Here is a 23,960-nt window from a genome sequence, read left to right on the forward strand (position 1 = left end):
TTGGAAGAGAGGGCGAGGAAGCCCGGTGCCATCTAAGCACGCAGCGCAAGGCTCTCTTGCTACGGATAAGCAAGCAGCAAAGGCCGGTCAGGGCAGATGGGAGTGACGGCATGCCGCCGCAAATTGCCATTGAGCCGTTAGGCGACCGGGCACTCGTCGTGAAGCGTGTGGAAGTCTCCGATCATTCGGACACGAAAGCGATGGCCGATATGGCCGAGCTGCTGAGGGCAGCCGAGGCGTCTTGGCTGATAGATATTATTCCTGCCATGGATACGTTAACCGTCGTGTATGATCCCCTTGCGATCTTACAGCGGGTTTCTGACGGCTTGATGGTGTCGAACGCTGGCGAAGCGATCGCGGAAGACCGTCGAACGATGAGAAGGTCTGGTGCAGAAGCAGGAATAGGAGATGGGTGGGGATCTCCATATGTCGCAGCAGAATTGGAAATCCGTAGATTGCTGGCGGCCGCGGCGGGCAATCGAACCCTGAAGCCGCGAACGGTGGAGGTCCCTGTTCATTATGGCGGCATTGACGGACCTGACCTGCAACAAGCCGCTAAGCGGAGCGGCTTAAGCGAAGAGGCTTTCATCGAGCTGCATACATCGGTTGAATATGAAGTGGCGATGATCGGGTTCATGCCCGGGTTCCCCTACTTGACGGGGCTGCCCCGGGAGCTCTTCCAACCGCGCCTGATTTCGCCGCGCCACCGTGTACCCGCCGGCTCGGTCGGAATCGGGGGGGGCCAGACCGGTGTCTACCCGCTGGAAACTCCGGGCGGCTGGAGGCTGATCGGGCGGACGCAGGTGCGGCTATTTGATCCGGCACGCAATGAGCCCTCGCTGCTCCGGGCAGGAGATAAGCTGCGCTTCGTGCGGATTGACCGAAGGGATCTGGAAGCGGAGGAAGATATGTCATGAGTCTGCGCGTAGAGAAGCCCGGGCTTCATACGACCGTCCAAGATCTGGGGCGAGCCGGATGGCGCAAGGATGCGCTCGCCGAAGGCGGTGCCATGGACCGTTATGCCTTGCGTGTGGCGAACCTGCTGGTAGGCAATGATGAAGGGGCCGCAGGACTGGAGCTGACGCTGGTCGGCCCGGTTCTCGTGGCCGAGACGGATATGCTGCTTGCTGTATGCGGCGCCTATATGACGCCACAAGTGAATGGAGATGAGCTGCCGATGTGGCGGCCCTTCTGGGTGGCCGCGGGCGCACGCCTCTCATTCGGCGCGGCGGTGGATGGCTGCCGCGCGTATGTGGCGGTTGCCGGCGGCGGGATCCTGACCGCGCCCGTGCTGGGCAGCCGCAGCACGGATACGCGTGCCGGCATCGGCGGTATCGCGGGCCGCGCGCTTCGCGCGGCGGATGTGCTGCCATGCGGCAGCAGGGATGCGGCGCCGGCTTGGCGCGCCGCAACGCCCTCGTGGAGCCGCCGCAATGGCTGGGCGGCTCCGGGCTGGTTCGCGCCGCCGGTCGCCTATGGCGGCGGCGCAGCGGACGGCATCGAACTGCGCGCGATGCCGGGCGCCGAGTTCGGGCGGCTGCGCGAAGCGGCCCGATCGGCGCTCTTCCGGGAGCGGTTCACCGTCGCTCCCGCATCGGACCGGATGGGGGTCCGCCTAACCGGACCCCCGGTGGAGTTCGAGGACGTTGCGGAGATGCTATCGCATGGCGTCGTCCCGGGCACCGTTCAAGTGCCGCATGGCGGCGCGCCGATCGTGTTGGCCGCGGATTGCCAGACGACCGGCGGCTATCCGAAGGCCGCCCAAGTGATTACGGCAGACCTGGCGCTGCTTGCACAAGCGAAGCCTGGCGATATCATCCGATTCCGCGAAGTCTCACTCTCAGAGGCGCAGCGGATTTACATCGCACTGGAACGCTCCATGACGGAGCTTGCCGCTGGGATCCAACTGCGGCTTACTCAGAACCGGTAGAGTCGGTAACGATACATATCACAGCTCAAGCAGCAAGTTCCATAGGCGAAGGGGGAATAAGCTGTCAATCATGATATCGAATGCGGAGGCTTCATTCCAGAGTAAGGTTGATTTGAATTGTGATTTCGGAGAAGGCTACGGAATTTATACATTCGGGCAGGACGAGAAGCTGTTGCAGTATGTGACGTCCGTCAATATCGCCTGCGGCTTTCATGCAGGCGACCCCAAAGCGATACGTCAGGCGGTAGCCAGCGCGGCCGAAGCGGGAGTGGCGATTGGCGCTCATCCCGGCTTGCCTGACCGCCTTGGCTTCGGCCGCCGGGAGATGGCCGTCGAACCTGATGATGTGTATGATGACACGCTCTATCAGATCGGGGCACTCGGCGCTTTCGTCCGCGCGGCCGGGACCGAGCTTCGCCATCTTAAACCCCATGGCGCCTTGTACCATATGGCGGGCCGCAGCGAAGCTATCGCAGATGCCATCATTCGCGCCGCGAAGGCATACGATCCTAAGCTTCGCATCTATGGCCAGCATGGCAGCCTGCTGCTCAGGGCGGCAGAGCTTCATGGGCTGCGGGCGGTTTCCGAAGTGTTTGCGGACCGTACCTATATGGCGGATGGAACTCTGACGCCGCGCATACTACCGGGTGCAATGATACAATCACGTAATGCCGCATTGGATCAGGCGCTTCGCATGGTAATCCAAGGCGTGGTCTTAACACCGAGCGGCGATGTGACAGCCGTTCAAGCCGATACGATTTGCCTGCATGGGGACGGGCCTCATGCGGCGTCGTTTGCGGCAGCCATCCACGATGGCTTGACCGGGGCAGGCATCAGGCTGGAGCGGCCAGAATGAATCACCGCATATTGCTTCGCGAAGCAAGCATTAGTCAGCATAAGACCTTGTTTGGCTATCCTTCTGAAGGGGGACACCATGTCAATTAACCGGGCGGACAAAAGGACATTAAGGACAGCCATCATTGCTTTTATTAGTTTTATCGTCGTGCGTGTGCTCGCAAATGGGAGTTCCGAGATCTTGGATGATCGCATTTTCCTGCTGCTCCACTCCGGCATCGAAATCATAAACGGTGCGATTTGCTTTTCAATGCTCGCAATAGCCTGGCTATTCTTCACGGATTCGCTGACGGCCCAGCGGTTATATACGGCGGTTCTATTCATCGTCGTCGGTCTGTTCGATACGCTCCATGCGCTAACGTCCGATGGAATGCCATTCTTCCGTTTGGTCGGGGACACATCGCTTACGGTGCTTTACGGTCTTACCGGACAGGTGATTGCGGCGTTCGGTTTGTTCATGATATTCAGCACGCATGATCGGCCCATTCAGGCAAGCAAACGCATACCCGCCGGTATTGTAGTAATCGGCGCAGGCAGTCTGCTGGCTGCTGCATACATGTTAATGGCGCAGTGGAATGTCTCGATTCCTGCTTTAGGCGGGGGAGTACAGCAGATTTTCCGCGGAGCGGCAGAGACGTCGGTGCTGCTCACGTATTTGGTTACAATCGGGGTGATCGTTCACCGCCACCGCAGCCATCGCCCGCAGGCACTGCTCATGATCGTACAGGCAATTCTATTCTTCGTATTGGCTAACATTCAATTCATGCTCAGCTTCGGTTTTCATGACACGGATATGCTGGTCGGCCATGTGTACAAGCTCGTCGGTTACTTGTATTTGATGAAAGCCGTCTATTTCTTGACGGTCGATGAGCCGATCAAGAAGCAGCAGCGTATGGAAGCTCGTATTCACGATCTGGCGGATCACGACGAGCTGACGGGCCTTTCTAACCGTCGTCATTGGAGAGCAAGCCTGGCTGCCGAGCTGGAGCGCTCAGCCAAGCTAAGCAGCAGGGTTGCCATCCTGCTGCTTGATATTGACCGGTTCAAGACGGTTAACGATGCGCTTGGGCATACCCTTGGCGACACTCTGCTTCAGAAGATTGCGGATCGGCTGCAGCTGGCGGCGGCAAAGCCGGATCATGTATTCCGGATGGGGGGCGACGAATTTGCTGTGCTTATGCCGGATCTTGATCTGTATGATACAGCCGAGAAGCTGGCTCAGCGGATCATGGGAATGATCGACAAGCCGATCATGCTAGGAGAAGCGGAATACCATGTTACGATCAGTCTGGGTATATCATTCTATCCGCAGGATGGGGACAGCGTGGACGTTCTCATGAAGAACGCGGATACAGCGATGTATCATGCGAAGAGGAACCGCAACGAATACCAGAGCTATAAGCCGGAGATGAATCAGGAAGCGTATGACCGGCTTCGCCTGGAAAGCGATTTGCGTCAAGGCTTGGAGCAGGAGCAATTTACGCTGGCTTACCAGCCGCTGGTTAATTTGAGCTCGGGGAAAATCGTCGGCGTAGAAGCGCTGGTTCGCTGGCAGCATCCGCAGCGCGGCCTGCTGCCGCCGGGTGAATTTATTCCGTTAACGGAAGATAACGGGCTCATTCTGCCGCTGGGCGAGTGGGTGCTCCGCGCCGCTTGCAAACAGAATAAAGCGTGGCAGGATGCAGGATTGCCGCCTATGATCATGGCGGTCAATTTATCGATGCGGCAATTTCGTCAGCATAAGCTTGCAGACCGCATTAAGAGTATACTGGAGCAGACCGGTATGACGCCCGAATATTTAGAGCTGGAGATTACGGAGAGCATGACGAGCGACTTCGAAGCTGCGAGTGAAATCTTATCGGAACTGAAAGCCATTGGCGTGCAAATCAGCATTGATGACTTCGGCACCGGATACAGCTCGCTGGGCAATTTGAAGAAGTTCCCTGTTGATAAGCTTAAGATCGATCGATCGTTCGTTACCGATATTACGAAGGATGGGAGCGACGCAGCCATTGTCACGACCATTACGTCCATGGCTCGCCATTTGAATCTGAAGGTTACCGCCGAAGGTGTCGAGACCGACGAGCAAATTCGTCTTCTGCGCGAGGGGAACTGCGAGGAAGCGCAGGGCTTCTACTTCTCCAAGCCGATCCCGGGCAATATGTTCGAGAATTGGTACCGGCATCGCTGCCAATCCGCTTGAATGAACATCGGTTACATAAGCCATTAGAGTATGAAGAAGGACCGTCCGCGTTTCAATAAACGCGGACGGTCCTTTTTTGGCAGATTCGATTTTACCGCCCAAAGCCGCCTTGCTTGACTTGGAGGTCAAATTGGAACGGTGCGCCGGTTTGTTCGATCATGATGGGAGCAGCAGAGTCGCCGTCTTCCTTGGAAGGTTGATCGTTGTTGGTCATAATTGGCGCTTCGGTCTGGACCTGCTCGTTCCCGGCTCGAATATTCTGAGCTTCAATGACGGTATAGGTCAACCCGTAGGGCAGGAGGACAAACGCAGCCATGACAAGGCCGATTCGCTTCATGCGGTGGATGACTGATAACCCGTCATCGCGGTGGATTCGTTTACGCTTCACGGTCTGGCGAAGACCGAGCAGGGCGATCACCGACAAGTATGCGAGTCCAAGAAGGCTAAGCTCGTTATAGATATGGATCTCCAGCGGGTACAGCAGCTTGTACGTATACAGCATGGTGCCGACGGTTAAGGCTTGCACGGGAACAACTAACCACGGATTGGCTGCGGCGCGGCGCTTGACCCGGCTTGCCGGCTGCTGCCGGTAATCGGCATGGATGAGGGCAAGCTCAATTAGTCTGGGAACCGCGAACAGAATACTAGCGGCGTATGGAAGTGCAATAAACAAGGTAAACAATAAGACCTCATTCCGGACATACAACCAGCCTGATGAGCTGCTATAAACCATTAGCAATACTTCGCTTATCGCCAGTATACCGATAGATGCCTGAAGCGCAAGAATAATCCGCGCCGTTCTCCGTATGGACTCGATTGTCTTCCGGTAGGCGAGCGCTCCCGCCCCATACCCGGCTAACAAGGTGAAAAGCAGTATAACCATTGCGAGCACTGTATCCATTCCGATCAGCGCTTGAAACATGAATAACGCCCCCGCTTCCATTCAACTGTTCTCATCTTACCGTGGAATCGAGAAGGGTTAAATTGGCCGGAGTCCAGTTTTGATGCACGACTTAAGTCGTGCATCCGTCTAAAACCGAAGATGGACATACTTCAGTCAGTGCCGATCAGATGACCCTTACCTCGGCAGCAAAGCCATGCTGCTGAAGCTTCTTATGGGATAGCTTCGAATCCCTCTTGTCAGACGAGTCTTGCAGGAAGGCTTCTGCACCCCAGTGCAGATAAGTGTCCCAGTTGCCAAGCTTTATGGAGGTAACTCCACGAGGCTTTGGTTCATCGGCCCGCATGCTGCCGTACGAGTCGAACTGCTTCACGATGCTGTGGATGGCGATAGCCAGCTGTATAGCCGTCTCGTGCTGGGGAATGTCGGTTCGCGTGAATGCGCCCCGAAGCATGGTAAGCGGACCTGTAAGCATTCCTTTGAATAGGGTACTCGTTAATGCAGGGGGCGTATTGGTTTCGAGCGTATCTGTTGGTGCGATGCGCACGATGTCACCATAGATGATGGGCTGCTTCACGCAGGAGGCGCCTGTACGTTGCGTCCAACCATTGGCGGTGAACAGATAGCCGTCAAGCTGTCTTCCCAGCCATTCCAGCAGGCTGCCGCTGTCCAAAGCCTCCTGTCCATCCGCTGCCCGTGCCAGGCGCCCGAAATACTGGCCGGTCATTTCCTGTGCGTGCTGCTGCTCCTCGAAGAGACGGCTTGGAATAGATCCGATGCCAATATGTTGAGATGCATCCTCAAGCCCGCTGGCTATCCGGTTGCGTGAAGGACTCTCGGCGAGTGCTTGCAAGGTTAACGCATTGTCGGACATGTCCAGGGCGATCGACCTTCTCCCTTCACGCAGTCCGCGGGAGAGGACCGCAAGCTCTGCCAGCTTTTCATCGGCGAATGCTAGTGACAGACGTACCAGATGGGGCAGCTTCGATTCATTCCTTAACGTAACGGGGACGTGGAGCAGACTGCATGAAGGCTGCAGAAGGAGCCGCTCAGCCGGAACCGTCCGGATCAGACCATCAAGCACAGCCCAAGCTACAGACAGGTCAGTCCGCCAAATGTTGCTGCCGTCCACGATACCGACACCGAGCACTTTGTCCTGCGGAAAGCCAAGCTCCGCTATCGCCTTCCCATGCACGCCTTGGTCATGAACGAAATCGAGACCGATCCCGTCAACTGGCAGCTGGAATAACCGGGCAGGCTCAGAGGCAGCTCCAAAATAAGTCTGAAGCATCAGCTTGATCCCCCGTGTGCTGCTTCCAAGGGCGCCATATATGTCCTGCAACAGCTCGTAATCTACACGGTTCATATTCTGACTAAGGGCAGGCTCATCAATTTGAACCCATTCGATACCAGATGTGGACAGCTGGTCCAGCAGCTCTGCGTATACGGGAATAAACGAACGAAGAACGGATTCGAATTGACCGCCAGGAAGGCCCTTGATCAGCTTGGTGAACGAATAAGGCCCGATCATGACAGGTCTAAGCGCTGCACGCAGAGGAGCAGGTGCTTCCTGGATATGTTCAAGCCAATGATTGCGGCACAACTGAGGCGTGAAGCCCTTCACCCATTCCGGAACGACATAATGGTAGTTCGTATCGAACCAAGAGGCTGTTTCGCATGCAGCCGAGTGCTCAGTCCCCTTCGCCATTGCATAATAAAGATGCAGGCTGTCAGCTCCGCGAAGGGAAGAATAACGCTCCGGTATAAGTCCGAAGGCGATCGAATGATCCAATACATGGTCATATAATGAAAAATCCCCAACCGGAATAATGCCTACGCCGGCCGCGGCCTGTTTGTTGATATGTTGAAGACGTAAGGCTCTCATTGTCCGATGAAGCTCCGACTGGCTGATGTGGCCGGCCCAGAATTGCTCCAGTACTTCTTTCCACTGACAATGCTCACCGATTCGTGGATAACCGAGGTTAGCGACCACGCCTTTGTTTCCGACGGACATAGTTACAATTCCCCCTATACGATTTCATACCATTGATTTGCTTCATGAAAAGGATATTTATAAATATACATTAAAATGAATATAAATACAATGGACGATAGGGAAGGGAAACAAAAAAAGCGGGCGGACATTATTATTCATGTCCAAGCCCGCTTCGTTATAGGTTAGAGCCTACATTACAGATCGCCCCAGTTAAGATTGGACGCTTTGCTGTAGTTCGTTACTTTCTGTTCGAAGAAATCAGTCTTCATGCCGTTCATGTTGCTGAAGCTCTCTACCCATTTCATCGGATGCTCGACAACCTCCGGATAGAGGATATCCAGGTTGAGCTTACGAAGCCGTTCATTCGATAAATATTTGATGTATTGATCGATAATTTCGTTCGTAATGCCTGGAATTTGATTGTTCGTAATATATTGTCCCCATTCGATTTCATGCTCTACGGCGGTCTTCATCATCTGACGAAGCTCTTCGACCAGTACAGGGGTGAATAGCTCAGGGTTTTCCTTGCGGATTTCACGGAAGATGCCTTGAAATAGCGCAAGGTGAGTAAGCTCATCGCGTTGGATATATTTAATTTCGGACACGGTTCCGAGCATTTTCCCTTGGCGTCCCAATGCGTAGAAGAAGCTGAAGCCGCTGTAGAAATAGATGCCCTCAAGAATGAAGTTCGCCATGATCGTCTTGATCAGGTTCTGTGAAGATGGATTGGCGATGAAGTTCTCATAGAGATCGGTGATGAACCGGTTTCGCTTCAGCAGGTTTTTGTCCTCGCGCCAGAGGTTATAGATTTGGTCGCGAACCTCGGCAGAGCAGACGCTATCGAGAATATAGGAATAGGACTGGCTGTGGACCGCTTCTTGGAACGTGTGAACCGTCAGGCAGAGGTTGACCTCCGGTGCTGTTATATACTCATTCACGTTCGGCAGGTTGGCCGTTTGCAGCGAATCGAGGAAGATAAGGAAGCTGAGAATTTTATCGTAACTGTTGCGCTCGGAGAGCGACAGGTTGCGGTAGTCTTTGGCATCCTGAGCCAGCGGTATTTCTTCAGGTATCCAGAAGTTGTTCATCATGTTCCGGTACATCTTGGTCGACCAGTCGTATTTAACATTATTGAGTTCGATCAGGTTGGTAGTGTTGCCCCCGATCATGCGGCGTTTGCCCCAATCGCGGTCGCCATCCTCATTGAACAATTTTTTCTTTTGAAGTTCCATTGTTGTTGCCTCCTTCGTTACTTGGTGAAGCGATGCCGCAGTTATGCCGAGACAAGAAGACTGCAGCTCATTAAGAGCTGCAGCTTACACAATCTTCGACTTCCAAGCTCTTATTGCGGCAGTAGTACACCGTCTTCAAGCCGTTCTCCCATGCAGCCATGTAGAGGTCAAGAAACTCCTTGGCTGAGTATTCCGGCGTAATGTAAAGGTTAAAGGACTGCGCCTGATCGATATGACGCTGACGACGTCCGGCAGCCTTAATACTCCAGTTCTGATCAATATGATGAGCTTCCTTGTAATACCAGAAGGTCTCTTCGCTTAGGTTTGGAGCTGTCTGAGGAATGACCGCGTTCTTCTTCTCTTCGACGAAGAATTTACTGAAGATGGGGTCGATCCCTGCCGTGGAGCCGGCTATCAACGACGTCGAGGCCGTCGGTGCGATTGCAAACATCCAAGCGTTACGAACGCCATGCTCAGCAACGTCTTTCCTTAATTGTTGCCACATCTCGCTGTCATATCCACGACGGTCGAAGTACTCGCCTGTATGCCATTCGCTGCCTTCAAATACGCGATAGCTGCCTTTTTCCTTGGAGATCTCCATGGAGGCTTTCACTGCACAATAGTTGATCCACTCATAGAGCTCATCGGCCTTGTCCAGGTGATCCTCGGACTCCCACGATATTTGGTTAAGCGCCAGCCATTGATGGTAGCCGCTTGTTCCAAGGCCGACAGCGCGGTACTTCTGGTTCGTAATTTCCGCTTGCGGAATCGGATAATGGTTCAGGTCGATGACATTGTCCATCATGCGCATTTGGCAGGCCACGACTTCTTGGATTTCTTCCTTCGTCCGGCTGCGTCCAAGATTCAGTGACGACAGATTGCAGACGACATAGTCGCCGCTCTTAATTTGCGTTGTAATGATTCCGTCCTCGTGTGTTGTGGACACGTATTCGGTCGGACTCATGTTTTGGCAAATTTCGGTGCAAAGGTTGGAGCAATATACAATGCCTTTATGCTTGTTCGGGTTCGCACGGTTAACCGTATCACGGTAGAAGACGAAAGGTGTGCCGGTCTCGAACGAGCTTGTCAGAATACGCTTCATGATATCGATCGCCGGAACTTCATCGCGGGACAGCGTCGGGTGGTTGATACACTCCTCATAACGGCTTTCCCATTCCTCGCCCCATGAGTCTTCGATCGCCCAGCCCATCACCGTACGGACCTCGTGAGGATCGAATAAATACCATGAATCGCGCTCTTGAACTTTCTTCATGAACAGGTCCGGTATGCACACGCCTGGGAAAATATCATGTGCCTTCATCCGGTCATCGCCGTTATTGGTCTTCAGATTGAGGAAGTCAAGAACGTCCTTGTGCCAGATGTCGAGGTAGACGGCAACGGCACCCGAGCGTACACCCAGCTGGTCAACGGCAACCGCCGTGTTATTGTAGTTCTTGATCCAAGGTACAACGCCGCCTGCGACGCCCTTGTATCCGCGAATATTGGAACCGCGGCTGCGTACCTTACCGACATAGATACCCATTCCGCCGCCGAATTTGGATACTTGGGCGAAGCTGGAATCAACATGATAGATGCCCCACAGATTGTCGGGTACAGTATCGATGAAGCAGCTCGACAGCTGATGGAACGGCTTGCGGGCATTGGCGAGCGTAGGGGTGGCAACCGTCATCTGCAGACGGCTCAGCACGTCGTAGAACTTGCGGGCCCATCCAAGCTTGTCGGATTCATTCATCGCCAGATGCATGGCAACGCCCATGAACAGCTCTTGCGGCAGTTCAAGCACTTCGCCGTTGAAGCCTTTTATGAGGTAACGGTCCGCTAATGTCTTCAGACCGATATAATTAAACAGGTAGTCGCGCTCCGGAGCAATATAATTGCCTAGCTCACGGATTTCATCGCGGGTGTAATGCTCTAATATGTATTTGCCATAAAAGCCCTTCTCGGTCAAATACGTGATCAGGGAATAGAAATCGCCGTAGCCGAAGTAGCCGTATTTGCGGTTGATCGCGGATTCTTTATATAGATCGTATACAAGAAGCTTAGCGGCAACGTACTGCCAGTTTGGCTGCTCGATGCTTGTTTTCTCGACCGCCACTTGCGTGAGGGTGCGTTGGATTTCTTTGGTTGTAATGTTGTTGCGGAAGTATGGTAGAAGGGCTGTTTCCAACTCAAGGGGATCGCAGTCGGCATAACCGACGCATGAGAAATCGATAACCTTTTTCAGTTTCGAAAATATGAGTTCTTCTTTCTGTCCGTTGCGCTTAATAATGTCCACGAGCGTGAATCACTCCTTGTCGAAGGGCGTCGGTTCCGAGCCCTAAATACACAATATGTTGATACCGTAAACCAAAGTTACACCAATATGTAGTGCAAGTCAAGTTATAACATTCGACAAAACCGATGCGGCTAAGAGGCGTAAATCCGGTGTGAAAAAGGAATGAAAACTTGCTGCGGCGGGTTTTTTTAACTAGATTACTATACTACTTTTGATAGATAAGGGACAGTGGGAAATAGTTGTCGATTCGAAAAAAACTCAATTTCGCAACATTTGTAAAGTGACAGAAAGCGTTCAAGAAAATCGGAAATTTTCGATTGACCGTTGTGGTAAACTAGTGCTGAAGCAGGGTAACGGAAGGGACGTGTAGTTCGATTGACGACTTTATTCAAAAGAGGGATCACCGTGAAATCCGGTGCTTCTATGATCACTGTATTATTTTTGATGCTAACCACGCTATTGGTCTCGCCGGGACTTGCCTTAGCACATGCGGAACTGGAGCGTGCCGTTCCTGAGCCGAACACGCGGATGAATGAGGGGCCCGCCGCAATCGAGCTTTACTTTAACGAACCGATTGAGTCCAAGGTTGGGGCGCTCGATGTGCTCGATAAGAATTCGAAGGCTGTCACCGGCGAAGCTCCAACCGCGGGCACTGACCGCAAATCGTTAAAGCTGCCTTTGCCAAAGCTGGGTGAAGGGGTCTACACGGTTTCTTACAGTATCGTATCGAGCGACGGTCATCCGATTAGCGGATCATACGTGTTTGTCGTCGGCAATCCGCCAGAGGCGGTTGACGCCTCCTCGTTCGATCTCCATAAACAGCTCGGACATGAAGGGCATGGCGATGTTTCGTCATTCAGTTGGAAAACCATCATTCTCTATATCGTGCGGTTCCTCTATTACAGTGCGATCCTGCTTGCGGCAGGTGTGATGCTCTGGTCACTGCTGTATAAGGGCGGCGGCGATGCGATGAACCTTGTACGGCGGAAGTGGGAGCTGCAGATCATGCGGTTCCTGCTTGTAGCGGCTATCATCTATGTATTTATGCATGCATCGGAGATGATGCAGGGCTATCCGGCAAGTGAGTATATGAAGCTGTTTGGCGAGACAGCGGTCGGGCGGAGCTGGATCGCGCTCATTGCCTTGGCTGCCGCGGGATTCCCTATCCTGAAGCTAGGACGGATAGCGCGGGTTGTATGGGCGGCTGTTCTGCTAGGAGTAGAAAGCTGGAGCGGACATGCCGTTGTCTTTGAACCGAAGGCTGTCTCTGTTCTATTCGACTGGCTCCACCTCGCCTCTGCGGCCGTGTGGATAGGCGGCTTGGTGCTGCTGCTCGCGTTATGGTTCGAAGACCGCAAGGAAGCGGGGAGGTTCGCGATTGTTTTCTCCAGGGCTGCTCTGGCCTCCATCGCACTCCTTATTCTGACAGGCGTCGCGATGACACTAATCTTCATGCCGTCGCTGAGGTATTTATTCTATACGAACTGGGGTATCATGCTGCTCGTGAAGACAGGAGCCGTCCTGCTAGTTCTGGTCGTCGGCGCCATGCTGCGGAGCCGTGTACGGCGCGGCGATCTGCCGAATTTCTCGATGCTGCGGCTGGATCTTGGGCTGATGGTCATCATTATAGCTATCGTAGGCATCTTTACGTACATCAGTCCGCTTCCGAGCAACACTCCGGTTGTCTATCATAAGATGGGCACAGATATGCATCTGACCCTGCGCATATCGCCGAACAAGCCCGGGATGGATAACAAGTTTACGGTTAAGATATGGCTTCCCGAGAAGACCGGGGCTCCGAAGGACGTCGTGCTTCGCTTGAATTCGCTGGACCGCAAGGAGCTTGGCGCGATCGACGTGCCGCTCCAGACATACGAGGACGATGAACTTACGAGCTTCGAAGGGTTTGTTAAATCTGCTTATCAAGCGGAAGGACCCTACATGCCATTCGCAGGCAAATGGAGTGCGGAACTGCGCGTCATGGATCAGGATGACAATGAAAAAGTGGAGAAATACGAATTCCGCAACTATTAGAGACATTCATCCGGGGAGGGAAGGCCGGTGCCGTACAATCGGATCAAATGGCTCATTCTGTCGATTCCCACCATTACCATCGCATTGTGGGAATATGTAAGGCATGCGTTTCTGCTGCCCTATATCTCCATGGACCTTGGGAATTTATTGGCGCCGATCATTGTCCTTCTGGTTACGGTTACGCTTGTCCGCATGCTGATGGGAATGCTTGAAAAGGTGCATAAGTCGCTCCAGCAGGAACGGGCCGTGAAGGCAGGCCTTATGGAACGGGAGCAGCTGGCTCGAGAGCTGCATGACGGTATCTCGCAATCGTTGTTTCTGCTGTCTGTCAAGCTCGACAGGCTGGAGCAGGAAACGGCGGGCGGGCAGGCAGCAGAGACCGTGACTCAATTAAGAAGCACGGTTCGGCATGTCTACGAGGATGTGCGGCAATCGATAGCCAGCCTACGCACCGAGCCCGCTGTGGCGGATGTGCAGTGGATACAGGCGGTGAAACAGATGGCGGACGACTTTGCGCGAATCGGGCTTCCGGTTCAAGTGGACTGGCGGCTGCCTGATGCGATGCTTACCAATAAGGAGAAGGTCGAGCTGCTCGCGATCATTCGGGAAGCCATGTTCAATGTGCAGAAGCATGCTAGAGCCAGCCGCATGAAGGTTCGTGCGGCAGCCGAAGACGGCGGATTCCGATGCTCGGTGGTGGATGATGGCATTGGCGCGAATCTAACGGAGCTTGGAGCTAAGGGGCGTTACGGCGTCCGCATGATGAAGGACCGGGCGTCAGCTATGGGCTGGCGGCTGGATATCGCGCCGGCTTCCGGGGAAGACGGGATGAACGGGCTGGCCGTTGAGGTGACGAAGGAGGGAAGCGGGAGATGAGCATAGAGCAGCCGATACGTGTCTTGATCGCCGATGATCATCCGCACGGACGTGAAGGCATGCGTGAGATTCTGAGCCGGGATCCTTCTTTTCAAATCGTCGGGGAAGCGCTGCACGGCGAACAGGCCGTTACGCTTGCCGCCGAACTAGGGCCGGATCTAGTGCTGATGGATATCAACATGCCCGTCATGAACGGGATGGAGGCTACTCAGCTTATTAAGACGATCGATCCGCGGATCAAGATCGTTATGGTCACCGTGTCGGACGATATCGTTGATTTGTTCGAGGCGGTCAAACGCGGGGCTCAGGGGTATCTGCTCAAAAACCTGTCCCCTTCCTCGTGGCTGGAATATTTGCGTGGGGTGGCGATGGACGAAGCTCCAATGTCCAAGGAGCTGGCGTTCCGTCTCCTGCAGGAGTTCAATGGCGGAGGAAGGATGAACGCCTCCAATTCGGACGCAGCCGCCAACATCCCCTCCCCGCCATCGCGTTCCGTTGAGCGAACGCGGGAAGCAGCCGGCGGGGGAACCGCCGGGCAGGGGACAACGCCGCTTACCCAGCGCGAGCATGATATATTGGAGCGGGTCGCACTCGGCGATTCCAACCGCCAGATTGCGGAGACGTTCGGCATATCCGAGCATACGGTGAAGAACCATCTGAAAAATATTTTGCAGAAGCTTCATCTCGACAACCGCGTGCAGCTGACGCGCTATGCGCTGGAGAAGGGACTGTTCGGGGGAAGATAAATCGGACACTTTTTATTCACAGTCATAGCCCTTTCGAGTCATGTCCTTGGGGGTGCATGGATTTATAATTAATTCTCGTAATCCGATGAACGAGGAGGGTTTATTTCTGTGAAATCCATGAAGAGATTGTCCATGATCAGCATGGCGATGCTGTCGATGCTGCTGTTTGCAAGCGTGGCTAGCGCTCATGTGACGGTTATGCCGAAGCAAGCGGCTCAAGGCAGCTATGAAGTGTTTACCGTGCGCGTTCCAAGCGAGAAGGAAAGCGTAACGACCAAGAGCATCAAGGTAACGATAGCGGAAGGGGCTGCTGTGAGCCGCGTTGAGCCTAAGCCTGGCTGGAAGTACGAGCTGGAGAAAGGTGCCGACGAAGCGATTAAGTCGGTCACGTGGACGGCGGAGGGAGACGGGCTTGCCCAGACGGAATTCACCGAGTTCAGGATGTCCGGCAAAGTGGCCGACGACGCCAAGGATCTGGTCTGGAAGGCTTATCAGACCTACAGCGACAACGAGGTCGTGGAATGGATCGGTGCTGACGATAATGCGAAATACCCGGCATCCGTTACGACCATTACAGCTGGAACCGCCAATAGCGACGGTCACGGCGCCCCGGCTGCGGAAGCTGGTTCGGAGACCGAAGCTGAGGCAGATGAGGAAAGCGGTTCTTCTGCCGTGCAGCTTGTGCTCTCGATTGCCGCACTTGTTGTAGCTGCTGCTGCACTGATCGCGGCGCTTACCCGCCGGAAATAGGTTTGCGACAGGTAGTATCCAGCAGATATAGAACCGCCGCGCAAGCTTGATGCTTGCGGGCGGTTTTTTCGTGCTTGTATGGATGAGAATTGCCGGTTGATGAAGTCCTTATTCTCGTAAACGGGCGATTGTTGGCGTTTTTTTTCGATTCTTGCGGGGAACGCTTGCTTATGGTATGCCATTATATATATAATTAAGCTATAGTGTAACGCGATGAGGGAGAAGAGTACGCAGTGCCTTCGTACAGGGATAAGACGCCGTAGATTGAGAGCGTCTTAATGAAACCAGGCTGCCGAAGTTCGCTCCTGAGCAGGCTCTTGAACTTGCACCGGCATGTCCGGGCGATTGTAGGGAGACCCGGTTTACCGGCCGATATCCGGATGCTGAAGGAATTGCAGGGAAGGTGCCGCCGTATTCGGGGTAAGCCGACGATGCAGTTCGAATTAGGGTGGTACCACGGTCCTTTCGTCCCTTATGGGGAGGAAGGGCTTTTTTTATTTTGTTTAGGAGGCGAAGGGAATGAAAGAGCGATTAGAGGCTTTGCGGACCGAGGCTTTGCAGGAGCTGCAGCAGGTAACGGATCCGCAGCAATTGAACGACTTGCGCGTCAAGTACCTCGGCAAAAAAGGTGCCTTGACAGAAATATCGCGCGGCATGGGCGGATTAAGCGCAGAAGAGCGTCCGATCATCGGCCAGGTGGCCAATGATGTCCGGGGAGCTATAGAGGAAGTTATCGCAGCCAAGCAGGCTGCATTCCAGCAAGCGGAAACGGAAGGCCGCCTGCGCGCGGAGACCATTGACGTGTCGCTGCCGGGCAAGAAGCTGGCCGCTGGCGCCGTTCACCCGCTCAATAAAATTGTTCAGGAAATCGAAGATATCTTCATCGGACTCGGTTACACCGTAGCAGAGGGTCCGGAAGTCGAAACAGACTACTATAACTTCGAGGCATTGAATCTGCCCAAGGATCACCCGGCACGGGATATGCAGGATTCCTTCTACGTGACAGACGAGCTGCTGATGCGTACGCAGACGTCCCCCGTACAAATTCGGACGATGAAGGCGATGAACGGCAAGACGCCCGTTAAAGTCATCTGTCCCGGCAAAGTGTACCGCCGCGATGACGACGACGCGACGCATTCGTTCCAATTCAATCAAATCGAGGGCCTTGTCGTTGGTCCGAACATCCGGATGAGCGACTTGAAAGGGACGCTCCTGCAGTTCGTGCAGCTGATGTTCGGCAAGCAAGCGCAAATCCGTCTTCGTCCGAGCTTCTTCCCGTTCACGGAACCAAGCGCAGAGGTCGATGTAACGTGTTCCCAGTGCGGCGGGCATGGCTGCCGGATGTGCAAACAGACGGGATGGCTGGAAATTCTCGGATGCGGCATGGTGCATCCGCGCGTGCTGGAGATGGGCGGCTATGATCCGGACGAGGTGAGCGGCTTTGCGTTCGGTATGGGTGTTGAGCGGATCGCGTTACTGAAATACGGCATTGACGATATCCGTCATTTTTATACGAACGATCTGCGCTTCCTGAGCCAGTTTGTCCGAATGTAAATAGGGGAGGCGAATACAATGAATGTATCCTATAAATGGTTAAGCGAATATATCGATTTGAACGGCTATACCGGTGAAGAGCTGGCGGAGCTGATGACAGGCGGCGGGATTGAAATCGACGTCGTGGAATCGCGTAATAAAGGGGTAACCGGCGTTGTCGTCGGGCTTGTACTGACGCGGGAGAAGCATCCGGATGCCGACAAGCTGTCCGTCTGCACGGTCGATGTCGGCCAAGCGGAACCGCTGCAGATTGTGTGCGGGGCGAAGAATGTTGAAGCGGGCCAGCTTGTGCCTGTTGCTACGATTGGCGCCAAGCTGCCTGGCGATTTTGCCATTAAACGCGCAAAGCTGCGCGGTGTCGAATCGCAAGGCATGATCTGCTCGGCGAAGGAGCTGGGGATCAACGACAAGCTGCTGCCGAAGGATCAGCAGGAGGGAATTCTCGTGCTGCCGGAAGGAAACGCAATCGGCCGTTCGATCCTGGACGTTCTCGCCCTGGACGACGAGGTGCTTGAGCTTGATCTGACTCCGAACCGTTCGGATTGTCTGAGCATGCTGGGCGTCGCCTATGAAGTGGCTGCCCTGACAGGCCGTCAGGTGAAGCTTCCGGATAACCGCGTGAATGATGCGGCTGAAGCGGCTAGCGATTATGTGAGCGTCGTGATCGAAGCGAAGGAACAATGCACCCGCTACTCGGCGCGCTATATTAAGGGCATCCAAGTCGGACCGGCGCCTCTCTGGATGCAGAACCGACTAATCGCAGCAGGCATACGCCCGATCAACAATGTTGTGGACATTACGAACTTCGTCATGCTTGAATACGGCCAGCCGCTTCATGCCTTCGATGCCGACAAGGTAAGCGGCGGCAATATCGTCGTTCGTCAGGCACGAGAAGGCGAGACGCTGGTTACGCTCGACGATCAAGAGCGTAAGCTTGAGCCGCATAATCTTCTTATCACGGATGGGGAGAGACCGCTTGCTCTTGCCGGCGTAATGGGAGGAGCGGATTCAGAAGTAACCGCAGCGACCGTTAATATTTTGCTGGAATCGGCTCACTTCGAAGGAAGCTTGGTACGGAAGACTTCACGTCAAGTCGGTCTGCGTTCGGAATCCAGCATTCGTTTCGAGAAGGGGGCAGACCCCGCACGCGTTCTTCCGGCCTTGGACCGGGCTGCTTCGCTTATGGCGAAGCATGCGAGCGGACTCGTGCTGGATGGCGTCGTAGAGGCGATCGCTTCCGCGCATAGCGAAGCGGTAGTTGAGGTATCGCTGGATAAAATCAACCGTTACCTCGGGACAACACTTTCCCGGCTGGAAGTGGAGACCATTCTGGGCCGCCTGCAGTTCCCGTTCGAGCTGTCGCTGGAGGGGGTATTTATCGTAAATGTACCGACACGCCGCGGAGATATTAGCCGGGATGTCGACCTCATCGAAGAAGTGGCAAGGCTGTACGGTTATGACAACATCCCTACGACTCCCATTGAAGGCGAGACGACACCAGGGGCACTCACGAAGCCGCAAGCGATCCGCCGCGAGCTCCGCAAGCGCTTGACGGATGCCGGGCTTCATGAGGTAATCAGTTACTCATTCACGCATCCTGAGCGGACGAAGCTCTTTCCATCCCTCACGAACGGAGCACAGCCCGTACGTCTGGCGCTGCCGATGAGCGAAGACCGCAGCGTGCTTCGGACAAGTCTGCTGCCGCAGCTGATCGAGACGGCTACGTACAACCACAACAGGAAGAATCACGATGTTGCGATCTTTGAAATCGGCACGGTGTTTCACACGGAAGAATCGGAGCTTACGAGACTGCCGTCGGAGAAGCACCGACTGGCTGTTCTGCTTACGGGCAGTAAGGCTGCAGCGCAGTGGAATCGCAAAGCAGTGCCGGTCGATTTCTATGATGCCAAGGGCGTATTGGAGACAATTGCGGATGTTCTGGGCGTAAGCGGTCTAATCTCCTATGAAGCGGCTCAGCCGGAGGATATGCATCCGGGCCGGACGGCAGCCGTAGTAATGGAGACAGAGAGAGGATCGCAAACAATCGGATATCTCGGTCAGCTGCACCCGCAGGTTCAGCTCGATCACGACCTGGCCGACACGTACGTGCTCGAAATTGAACTGGCTCCATTGTACGATAAGGCTGATTTCGATATCGTCTACAAAACGCTTCCGCGCTACCCGGCGATGCAGCGCGATATTGCCGTCGTGCTTGGAGCTGATGTCGGAGCAGGCAAGCTGATCGCATCCGTACGCGAGACGGCTGGCGGGCTGCTGGAATCGGTAAACGTGTTTGATGTATTCACGGGTGAGAAGCTCGGAGCCGATAAGAAGAGCGTGGCGTTATCGCTTGTCTACCGTCATGCTGAGCGGACATTGACGGATGAAGAGGTCTCGGAGCTGCATAACCGCGTTGTTACAGAATTGGAACAATCTTTTGCCGCTGAATTGCGGAAATAGGCAGGAGATGTTCGAAGCCGTATCGAATTAGTTCTTTGCGAACCAATTTCGATGCGGCTTCTTCATGCTGTCAGCTTTAGTGGACGACTCGCAGACCGTTAAGTAGTGGAATTGGACGAATATTCGATGAGAATCTGCTCATCCGCTTGCATGGCCGTATTTGAATCGGTTATGCTGCGTTAAAGAAAAAATGGGCGTTATTGGCGAATACCCGACAACGTACCCGGATTCATAAACACTTACTATTGAAAATGAAATATTTGGCGAGGAGGAACTGCCTTTATGGATACTGCCGGACGGACACGCGTAACGGTTGATATATATGGAAATCAATTTCGATTGTCAGGCCACTCAAACCCCGAGTACATCAAGCGGGTAGCGGCCGTGGTCGATGAAAATATGCATAAGCTGGCGAAGGGGTACCCCCGTCTGGATGTACCGAAAATTGCCATGCTGGCAGCTGTACAGATGGCGGAAGATGTTTTCAGGCTGAGCCGGGAAAACGAACGGCTGCATGAAACGGAAACGCGCGCAGAGGGTCTTGCGGCAGATCTTGAACGCGCTGAGCTTACTGTAACCTCGCTGCAGGGTGAACTGGAGGCGCAGCTAGCGGACGCGGTTGCCGAGCTGGATCGGCAGCGCGAAGCTGCCGAATTGAAGCTGGCGGGGCTAAGCGAGCAGAAGGACGCAGAGCTCACACGTCTGCGGGAGCTGCAGCAGGCTGAGCTGGAACGACTCCAAGCTGAGCGTCAGTCGGAAGTTGATCGGTTGCAGGCCGAACTCGAGGCGGAGGTAGAGCGGCTGGAGGCCGAGCGTCAATCCGAGGTGGGACGACTGGAGGCTGAACGCCAATCGGAAGTCGATCGACTGCAGGCTGAGCTGCAGTCCGAGGTTGAGCGGTTGGAGACGCAGCGGTTGTCCGAGGTGGGACGACTGGAGGCTGATCGGCAAACGGAAGTCGATCGACTGCAGGCCGAGCTCAAGGCAGAGGTAGAGCGGCTGGAGGCTGAGCGTCAATCGCAAGTGGAACGGCTGAAGGGTGAACATCAGTCACTGCTTGAACGACTGGAAGCGGAACGGCAAACGGATGTTGAGCGTCTGAAGGCAGAACTGGATCGTCTCCAAGATGAGCAGCTTATCGAGCTGGAACGTCTTGAATCAGAGCGGCAAACGGAGCTGCAATTCGAGCGTGAAGCAGCTAAAGAGGCGCTTGAGGTTGTACGGACAGCTCTAACAACGGAGCTGGAGCAGCTGCGCGAAACGAGCCAAGCCGAGCTGCAGCGAGTGAACGAGGAATTGGAACAGACGGTTATTCTGTATAACGAAGAGGCTGCCGCCTCGGCCGAGAAGCTGGAGCGTGTACGCGAGGAAGCTCGCGGTCAGCTGGAGCGGGCGCGGGAATCCGCCCGTCTGGGCCTGGAGGGCGAACGGGAAGCGGCTAAGGCTCAACTGGAGCGGGAACAAGAGCGGGCGAGTGCGGAGCTTGCCCAGCTGCGTGAAGAGCTGGAGACAGAGCATGAACGTGTCCGTAAAGAGATGCAAGCCGAGCACGAGCGCGCCCGTGATGAGCTGCAGCTCGAGCTGGAGCTGGAGCGTGAAGTCCATACCGAGTCGGCCGCTGCTGCCATTGAAGAGCTGGTTCGGCTGCGTACGGATTCCGAAGCCCAATTGGAACAAGTGCGAGAATCGGCCAAGAACGAGCTTGAAAGCGAGCGCCAAGCGGCAAGAGCCCGGCTCGAGCAGGCGCAGAAGGCAGCTTCGGAGGAACTAAGCCGCGAACGTGAAGCAGCCCGTGCGGAGCTTAAGCGGGTACAGGCCGAACTGGAAGGCGAGCGCGAGGCTGTTGATATAGAGCTCGCTGGCGTAAGATCCGAGCTCGAGCGTGAACGTCAAGCGGCCCGCGAGGAGCAGGATAAGCTTCGCAAGGAAATGGAAGAAGAGCGGGAGACTGCAGGTTTGCAGCTGGAACGCTTGCGCACGGAATTAAAGGCCGAACGCGAAGCAGCTAGAGTGGATCTGGAGCTGGCAGGCACTGAATTAAACAAGCTGCGAGAAGAAGCCGCTTATGAGCTGGAGCTCGCTCAGACCGAAGCTGAGGCAGAGCTTGAACAAGCGAAGAAAGACGCCGAGGCAGAGCTTGCGCGTCTTCGTGAAGAACACGCCGCTGCAAGCACCGAAGCTTCGAATGCGTTGGAGCAGGCGATGGCCGCCGCCAAGCGGAAGCTGGAAGAGGAACGCGCCTTGGCGTCGGCGGAGCTTGAGCGGGTGAGAGCTGAGCATGCGCTGCAGCTGGAGCAAGCAAGTGAAGCTGCGAGCGGCGAGCTGGCGAAGGAGCGAGAAGCGGCAGCCCGTAAGCTGGTTCAAGAGCAGGAAGCGGCTCAAGCGATGCTGGAGCAAGCTTTGGTCGAGAGCGAAGAGCAGGCGGGCGCGCTTAAAGCCCAATTCGCCATCGAGCGGCAGGCGCTTGAGAAAGCGCAGCAGAAGGCGGCGGAAGAGCTTGAGCGCGCTCATCGCGAGGAGCTTGAACGTCAAAGCGCTGCCTGGCAGGCTGAGCTTGATCAATTAGCTGATCAGCTTAAGCAGACGCGCTATGAGCAGGAGACAACAGCCGCAGCGCTCGTCGAGCAGCAGCAGGAAGCGGACAGGCTGGCTATGGATACAGCCGAGAATGAGAAGGCTCTCCGTGCGAGCATTGAACACTTCGAGCTGGCATTGGCGGAACGCGAGGATGCGGTTGCCGAGCTGCAGCGTCAGTTAGCCGAGTTGAAGCAGAAGGAGAACAGACGCAGTCAAGCGCTGCAGCAGCAGGAAAAACAACTGATGAAGCAGCGTGACCAGCTGACGGCTTCACAGCGTCATACCGATGATGTCGAGACTCAGGTGCGACAGCTCACGGAGGTTCGCGACCGCTTGAAATCGGAGCTGGAGCAGCATGCTGCCCGGGAGCGGGAGCTTCGTCGTAAGCTCGAGCAGGCTGATCAACGGGCATCGGAAGAGACTAGACGGAATGAAACCGCATTGGCCGAAGCGAAGCAGCGGGTCGAGGAGCTCGAGCAGCGCGTTGAGCAGGCTGCGGATCAGAGCTCAGCCATATTGGCTGAAGCGCGGCGCAGGGCACTTGAGCTTGAGGGCGAAGCGGCGGAAGCTGCTAAGCTGAACGAGTCGGCGCTCGGCAGAGCGAATGCGAAGGTAGCGCAGCTGGAGAAGCAAGCGGCGGAAGCGGCGAGGTCGCAAGAAGCGGCGCTGAGCGAGGCGAATGCGAAGGTAGCGCAGCTGGAGAAGCAAGCGGCGGAAGCGGCGAGGTCGCAAGAAGCGGCGCTGAGCGAGGCGAATGCGAAGGTAGCGCAGCTGGAGAAGCAAGCGGCGGAAGCGGCGAGGTCGCAAGAAGCGGCGCTGAGTGAAGCGAATGCGAAGGTAGCGCAGCTGGAGAAGCAAGCGGCGGAAGCAGCGAGGTCGCAGGCAGCGGCGCTGAGCGAGGCGAATGCGAAGGTGGCGCGGCTGGAGAAGCAAGCGGCGGAAGCAGCGAGGTTGAAGGAAGCCGCGCTGAACGAAGCGAATGCGAAGGTGTCGCAGCTGGAGAAGCAAGCGGCGGAAGCGGCGAGGTTAAAGGAAGCGGCGCTGAGTGAAGCGAATGCGAAGGTGTCGCAGCTGGAGAAGCAAGCGGCGGAAGCGCTGAGGGCTAAAGAAGCGGCCCGCAGCGAGTTTGAAGCGGCACAGCTTGAAGCAGCTGCTTTTACAGAAACGGAGAGTGAGCTTCGGGAGCAGCTCTTGATCACGGAGCAGGAAGCGGATCGAACCAGCGCGCGAGTACAACAGCTAAGCTTACGTCTGGCGGAGCTGGAGTCCGTGCTTGCCGATTCGAACCGGGACGGCAATAAGCTGCGTTTGGCCCATGAACGGCTGCAGACGGATCATTCCAAGCTGCAGATCGAGTATTCTAAGCTGCAAACCGAATATAACGAGTGGATTGAGCTTATCGAAGAGAGCTAACAACAGCCACGTAGAGACGCACCTGTTACCGGATCATGATCCAGTAACAGGTGCGTCTTGTTCTTTCATTAATAAGTTACGCTTGTACCTGTAATACGGTCTTGAGGAAGCGTAACTAATCTGAGGATATCCAGTGT

15 protein-coding genes are annotated in these 23,960 nt (G+C 55.1%); 11 read left to right on the top strand and 4 right to left on the bottom strand.

What is annotated here, in order from left to right:
- Nucleotides 1-110 precede the first annotated feature (110 nt).
- From pxpB to NNL21_RS12860, 4 genes are all read left to right on the top strand, one after another.
- A complete protein-coding gene (gene pxpB, locus NNL21_RS12845) occupies nt 111-917 on the top strand; it encodes a 5-oxoprolinase subunit PxpB (RefSeq protein ID WP_204819374.1) in 807 nt (268 codons plus the stop codon).
- Nucleotides 914-1,930 (top strand): 5-oxoprolinase subunit C family protein, encoded by a 1,017-nt coding sequence (locus NNL21_RS12850; RefSeq protein WP_204819375.1) that lies wholly within the window; start codon nt 914-916, stop codon nt 1,928-1,930. The genes pxpB and NNL21_RS12850 overlap by 4 nt, the downstream gene beginning before the upstream one ends.
- A 70-nt stretch (nt 1,931-2,000) precedes the next feature.
- On the top strand, nt 2,001-2,786 hold the full coding sequence (locus tag NNL21_RS12855) for a LamB/YcsF family protein (RefSeq protein ID WP_204819376.1): 786 nt from the start codon (nt 2,001-2,003) through the stop codon (nt 2,784-2,786).
- A 180-nt stretch (nt 2,787-2,966) separates the two neighbouring features.
- Nucleotides 2,967-4,988, top strand: a complete 2,022-nt coding sequence (locus tag NNL21_RS12860) for a putative bifunctional diguanylate cyclase/phosphodiesterase (RefSeq protein WP_204819377.1) — start codon at nt 2,967-2,969, stop codon at nt 4,986-4,988.
- 91 nt (nt 4,989-5,079) lie between these two features.
- Here the strand turns inward: NNL21_RS12860 and NNL21_RS12865 are convergent, their stop codons facing one another.
- From NNL21_RS12865 to NNL21_RS12880, 4 genes are all read right to left on the bottom strand, one after another.
- Nucleotides 5,080-5,910, bottom strand: a complete 831-nt coding sequence (locus tag NNL21_RS12865; protein WP_204819378.1) for a hypothetical protein — start codon at nt 5,908-5,910, stop codon at nt 5,080-5,082.
- A 145-nt stretch (nt 5,911-6,055) separates the two neighbouring features.
- Entirely contained in the window at nt 6,056-7,903 is a 1,848-nt protein-coding gene (locus NNL21_RS12870; protein ID WP_204819379.1) for a hypothetical protein, read from the bottom strand.
- 176 nt (nt 7,904-8,079) lie between these two features.
- Nucleotides 8,080-9,117, bottom strand: coding sequence for a ribonucleotide-diphosphate reductase subunit beta (locus NNL21_RS12875; protein WP_204819380.1), 1,038 nt, complete (start codon nt 9,115-9,117; stop codon nt 8,080-8,082).
- A gap of 70 nt (nt 9,118-9,187) precedes the next feature.
- Nucleotides 9,188-11,413, bottom strand: a complete 2,226-nt coding sequence (locus tag NNL21_RS12880) for a ribonucleoside-diphosphate reductase subunit alpha (protein WP_204819381.1) — start codon at nt 11,411-11,413, stop codon at nt 9,188-9,190.
- A 405-nt stretch (nt 11,414-11,818) separates the two neighbouring features.
- Here NNL21_RS12880 and NNL21_RS12885 point away from each other — a divergent pair, with 405 nt between their 5' ends.
- From NNL21_RS12885 to NNL21_RS12915, 7 genes are all read left to right on the top strand, one after another.
- Entirely contained in the window at nt 11,819-13,447 is a 1,629-nt protein-coding gene (locus tag NNL21_RS12885) for a copper resistance CopC/CopD family protein (protein WP_256555196.1), read from the top strand.
- A gap of 27 nt (nt 13,448-13,474) precedes the next feature.
- A complete protein-coding gene (locus NNL21_RS12890) occupies nt 13,475-14,323 on the top strand; it encodes a sensor histidine kinase (protein ID WP_204819382.1) in 849 nt (282 codons plus the stop codon).
- The gene (locus tag NNL21_RS12895) at nt 14,320-15,069 is read left to right on the top strand and encodes a response regulator (protein ID WP_204819383.1); all 750 of its coding nucleotides are present in this window, start codon (nt 14,320-14,322) and stop codon (nt 15,067-15,069) included. The genes NNL21_RS12890 and NNL21_RS12895 overlap by 4 nt, the downstream gene beginning before the upstream one ends.
- Nucleotides 15,070-15,186: 117 nt before the next feature.
- Nucleotides 15,187-15,819 carry a YcnI family copper-binding membrane protein gene (locus tag NNL21_RS12900; RefSeq protein ID WP_204819634.1) on the top strand — a complete coding sequence of 211 codons (633 nt, stop codon included), beginning with the start codon at nt 15,187-15,189 and terminating at the stop codon, nt 15,817-15,819.
- Nucleotides 15,820-16,338: 519 nt separating this feature from the next.
- Nucleotides 16,339-17,373, top strand: coding sequence for a phenylalanine--tRNA ligase subunit alpha (gene pheS / locus NNL21_RS12905; RefSeq protein ID WP_204819384.1), 1,035 nt, complete (start codon nt 16,339-16,341; stop codon nt 17,371-17,373).
- A gap of 18 nt (nt 17,374-17,391) precedes the next feature.
- On the top strand, nt 17,392-19,833 hold the full coding sequence (gene pheT / locus NNL21_RS12910; protein WP_204819385.1) for a phenylalanine--tRNA ligase subunit beta: 2,442 nt from the start codon (nt 17,392-17,394) through the stop codon (nt 19,831-19,833).
- Between the two features lie 282 nt (nt 19,834-20,115).
- Nucleotides 20,116-23,823, top strand: coding sequence for a cell division protein ZapA (locus NNL21_RS12915; protein ID WP_256555197.1), 3,708 nt, complete (start codon nt 20,116-20,118; stop codon nt 23,821-23,823).
- Nucleotides 23,824-23,960 lie beyond the last annotated feature (137 nt).

The organism is Paenibacillus mendelii (assembly GCF_024498075.1).
Taxonomy (GTDB): Bacteria; Bacillota; Bacilli; order Paenibacillales; family Paenibacillaceae; genus Paenibacillus_Z; species Paenibacillus_Z mendelii.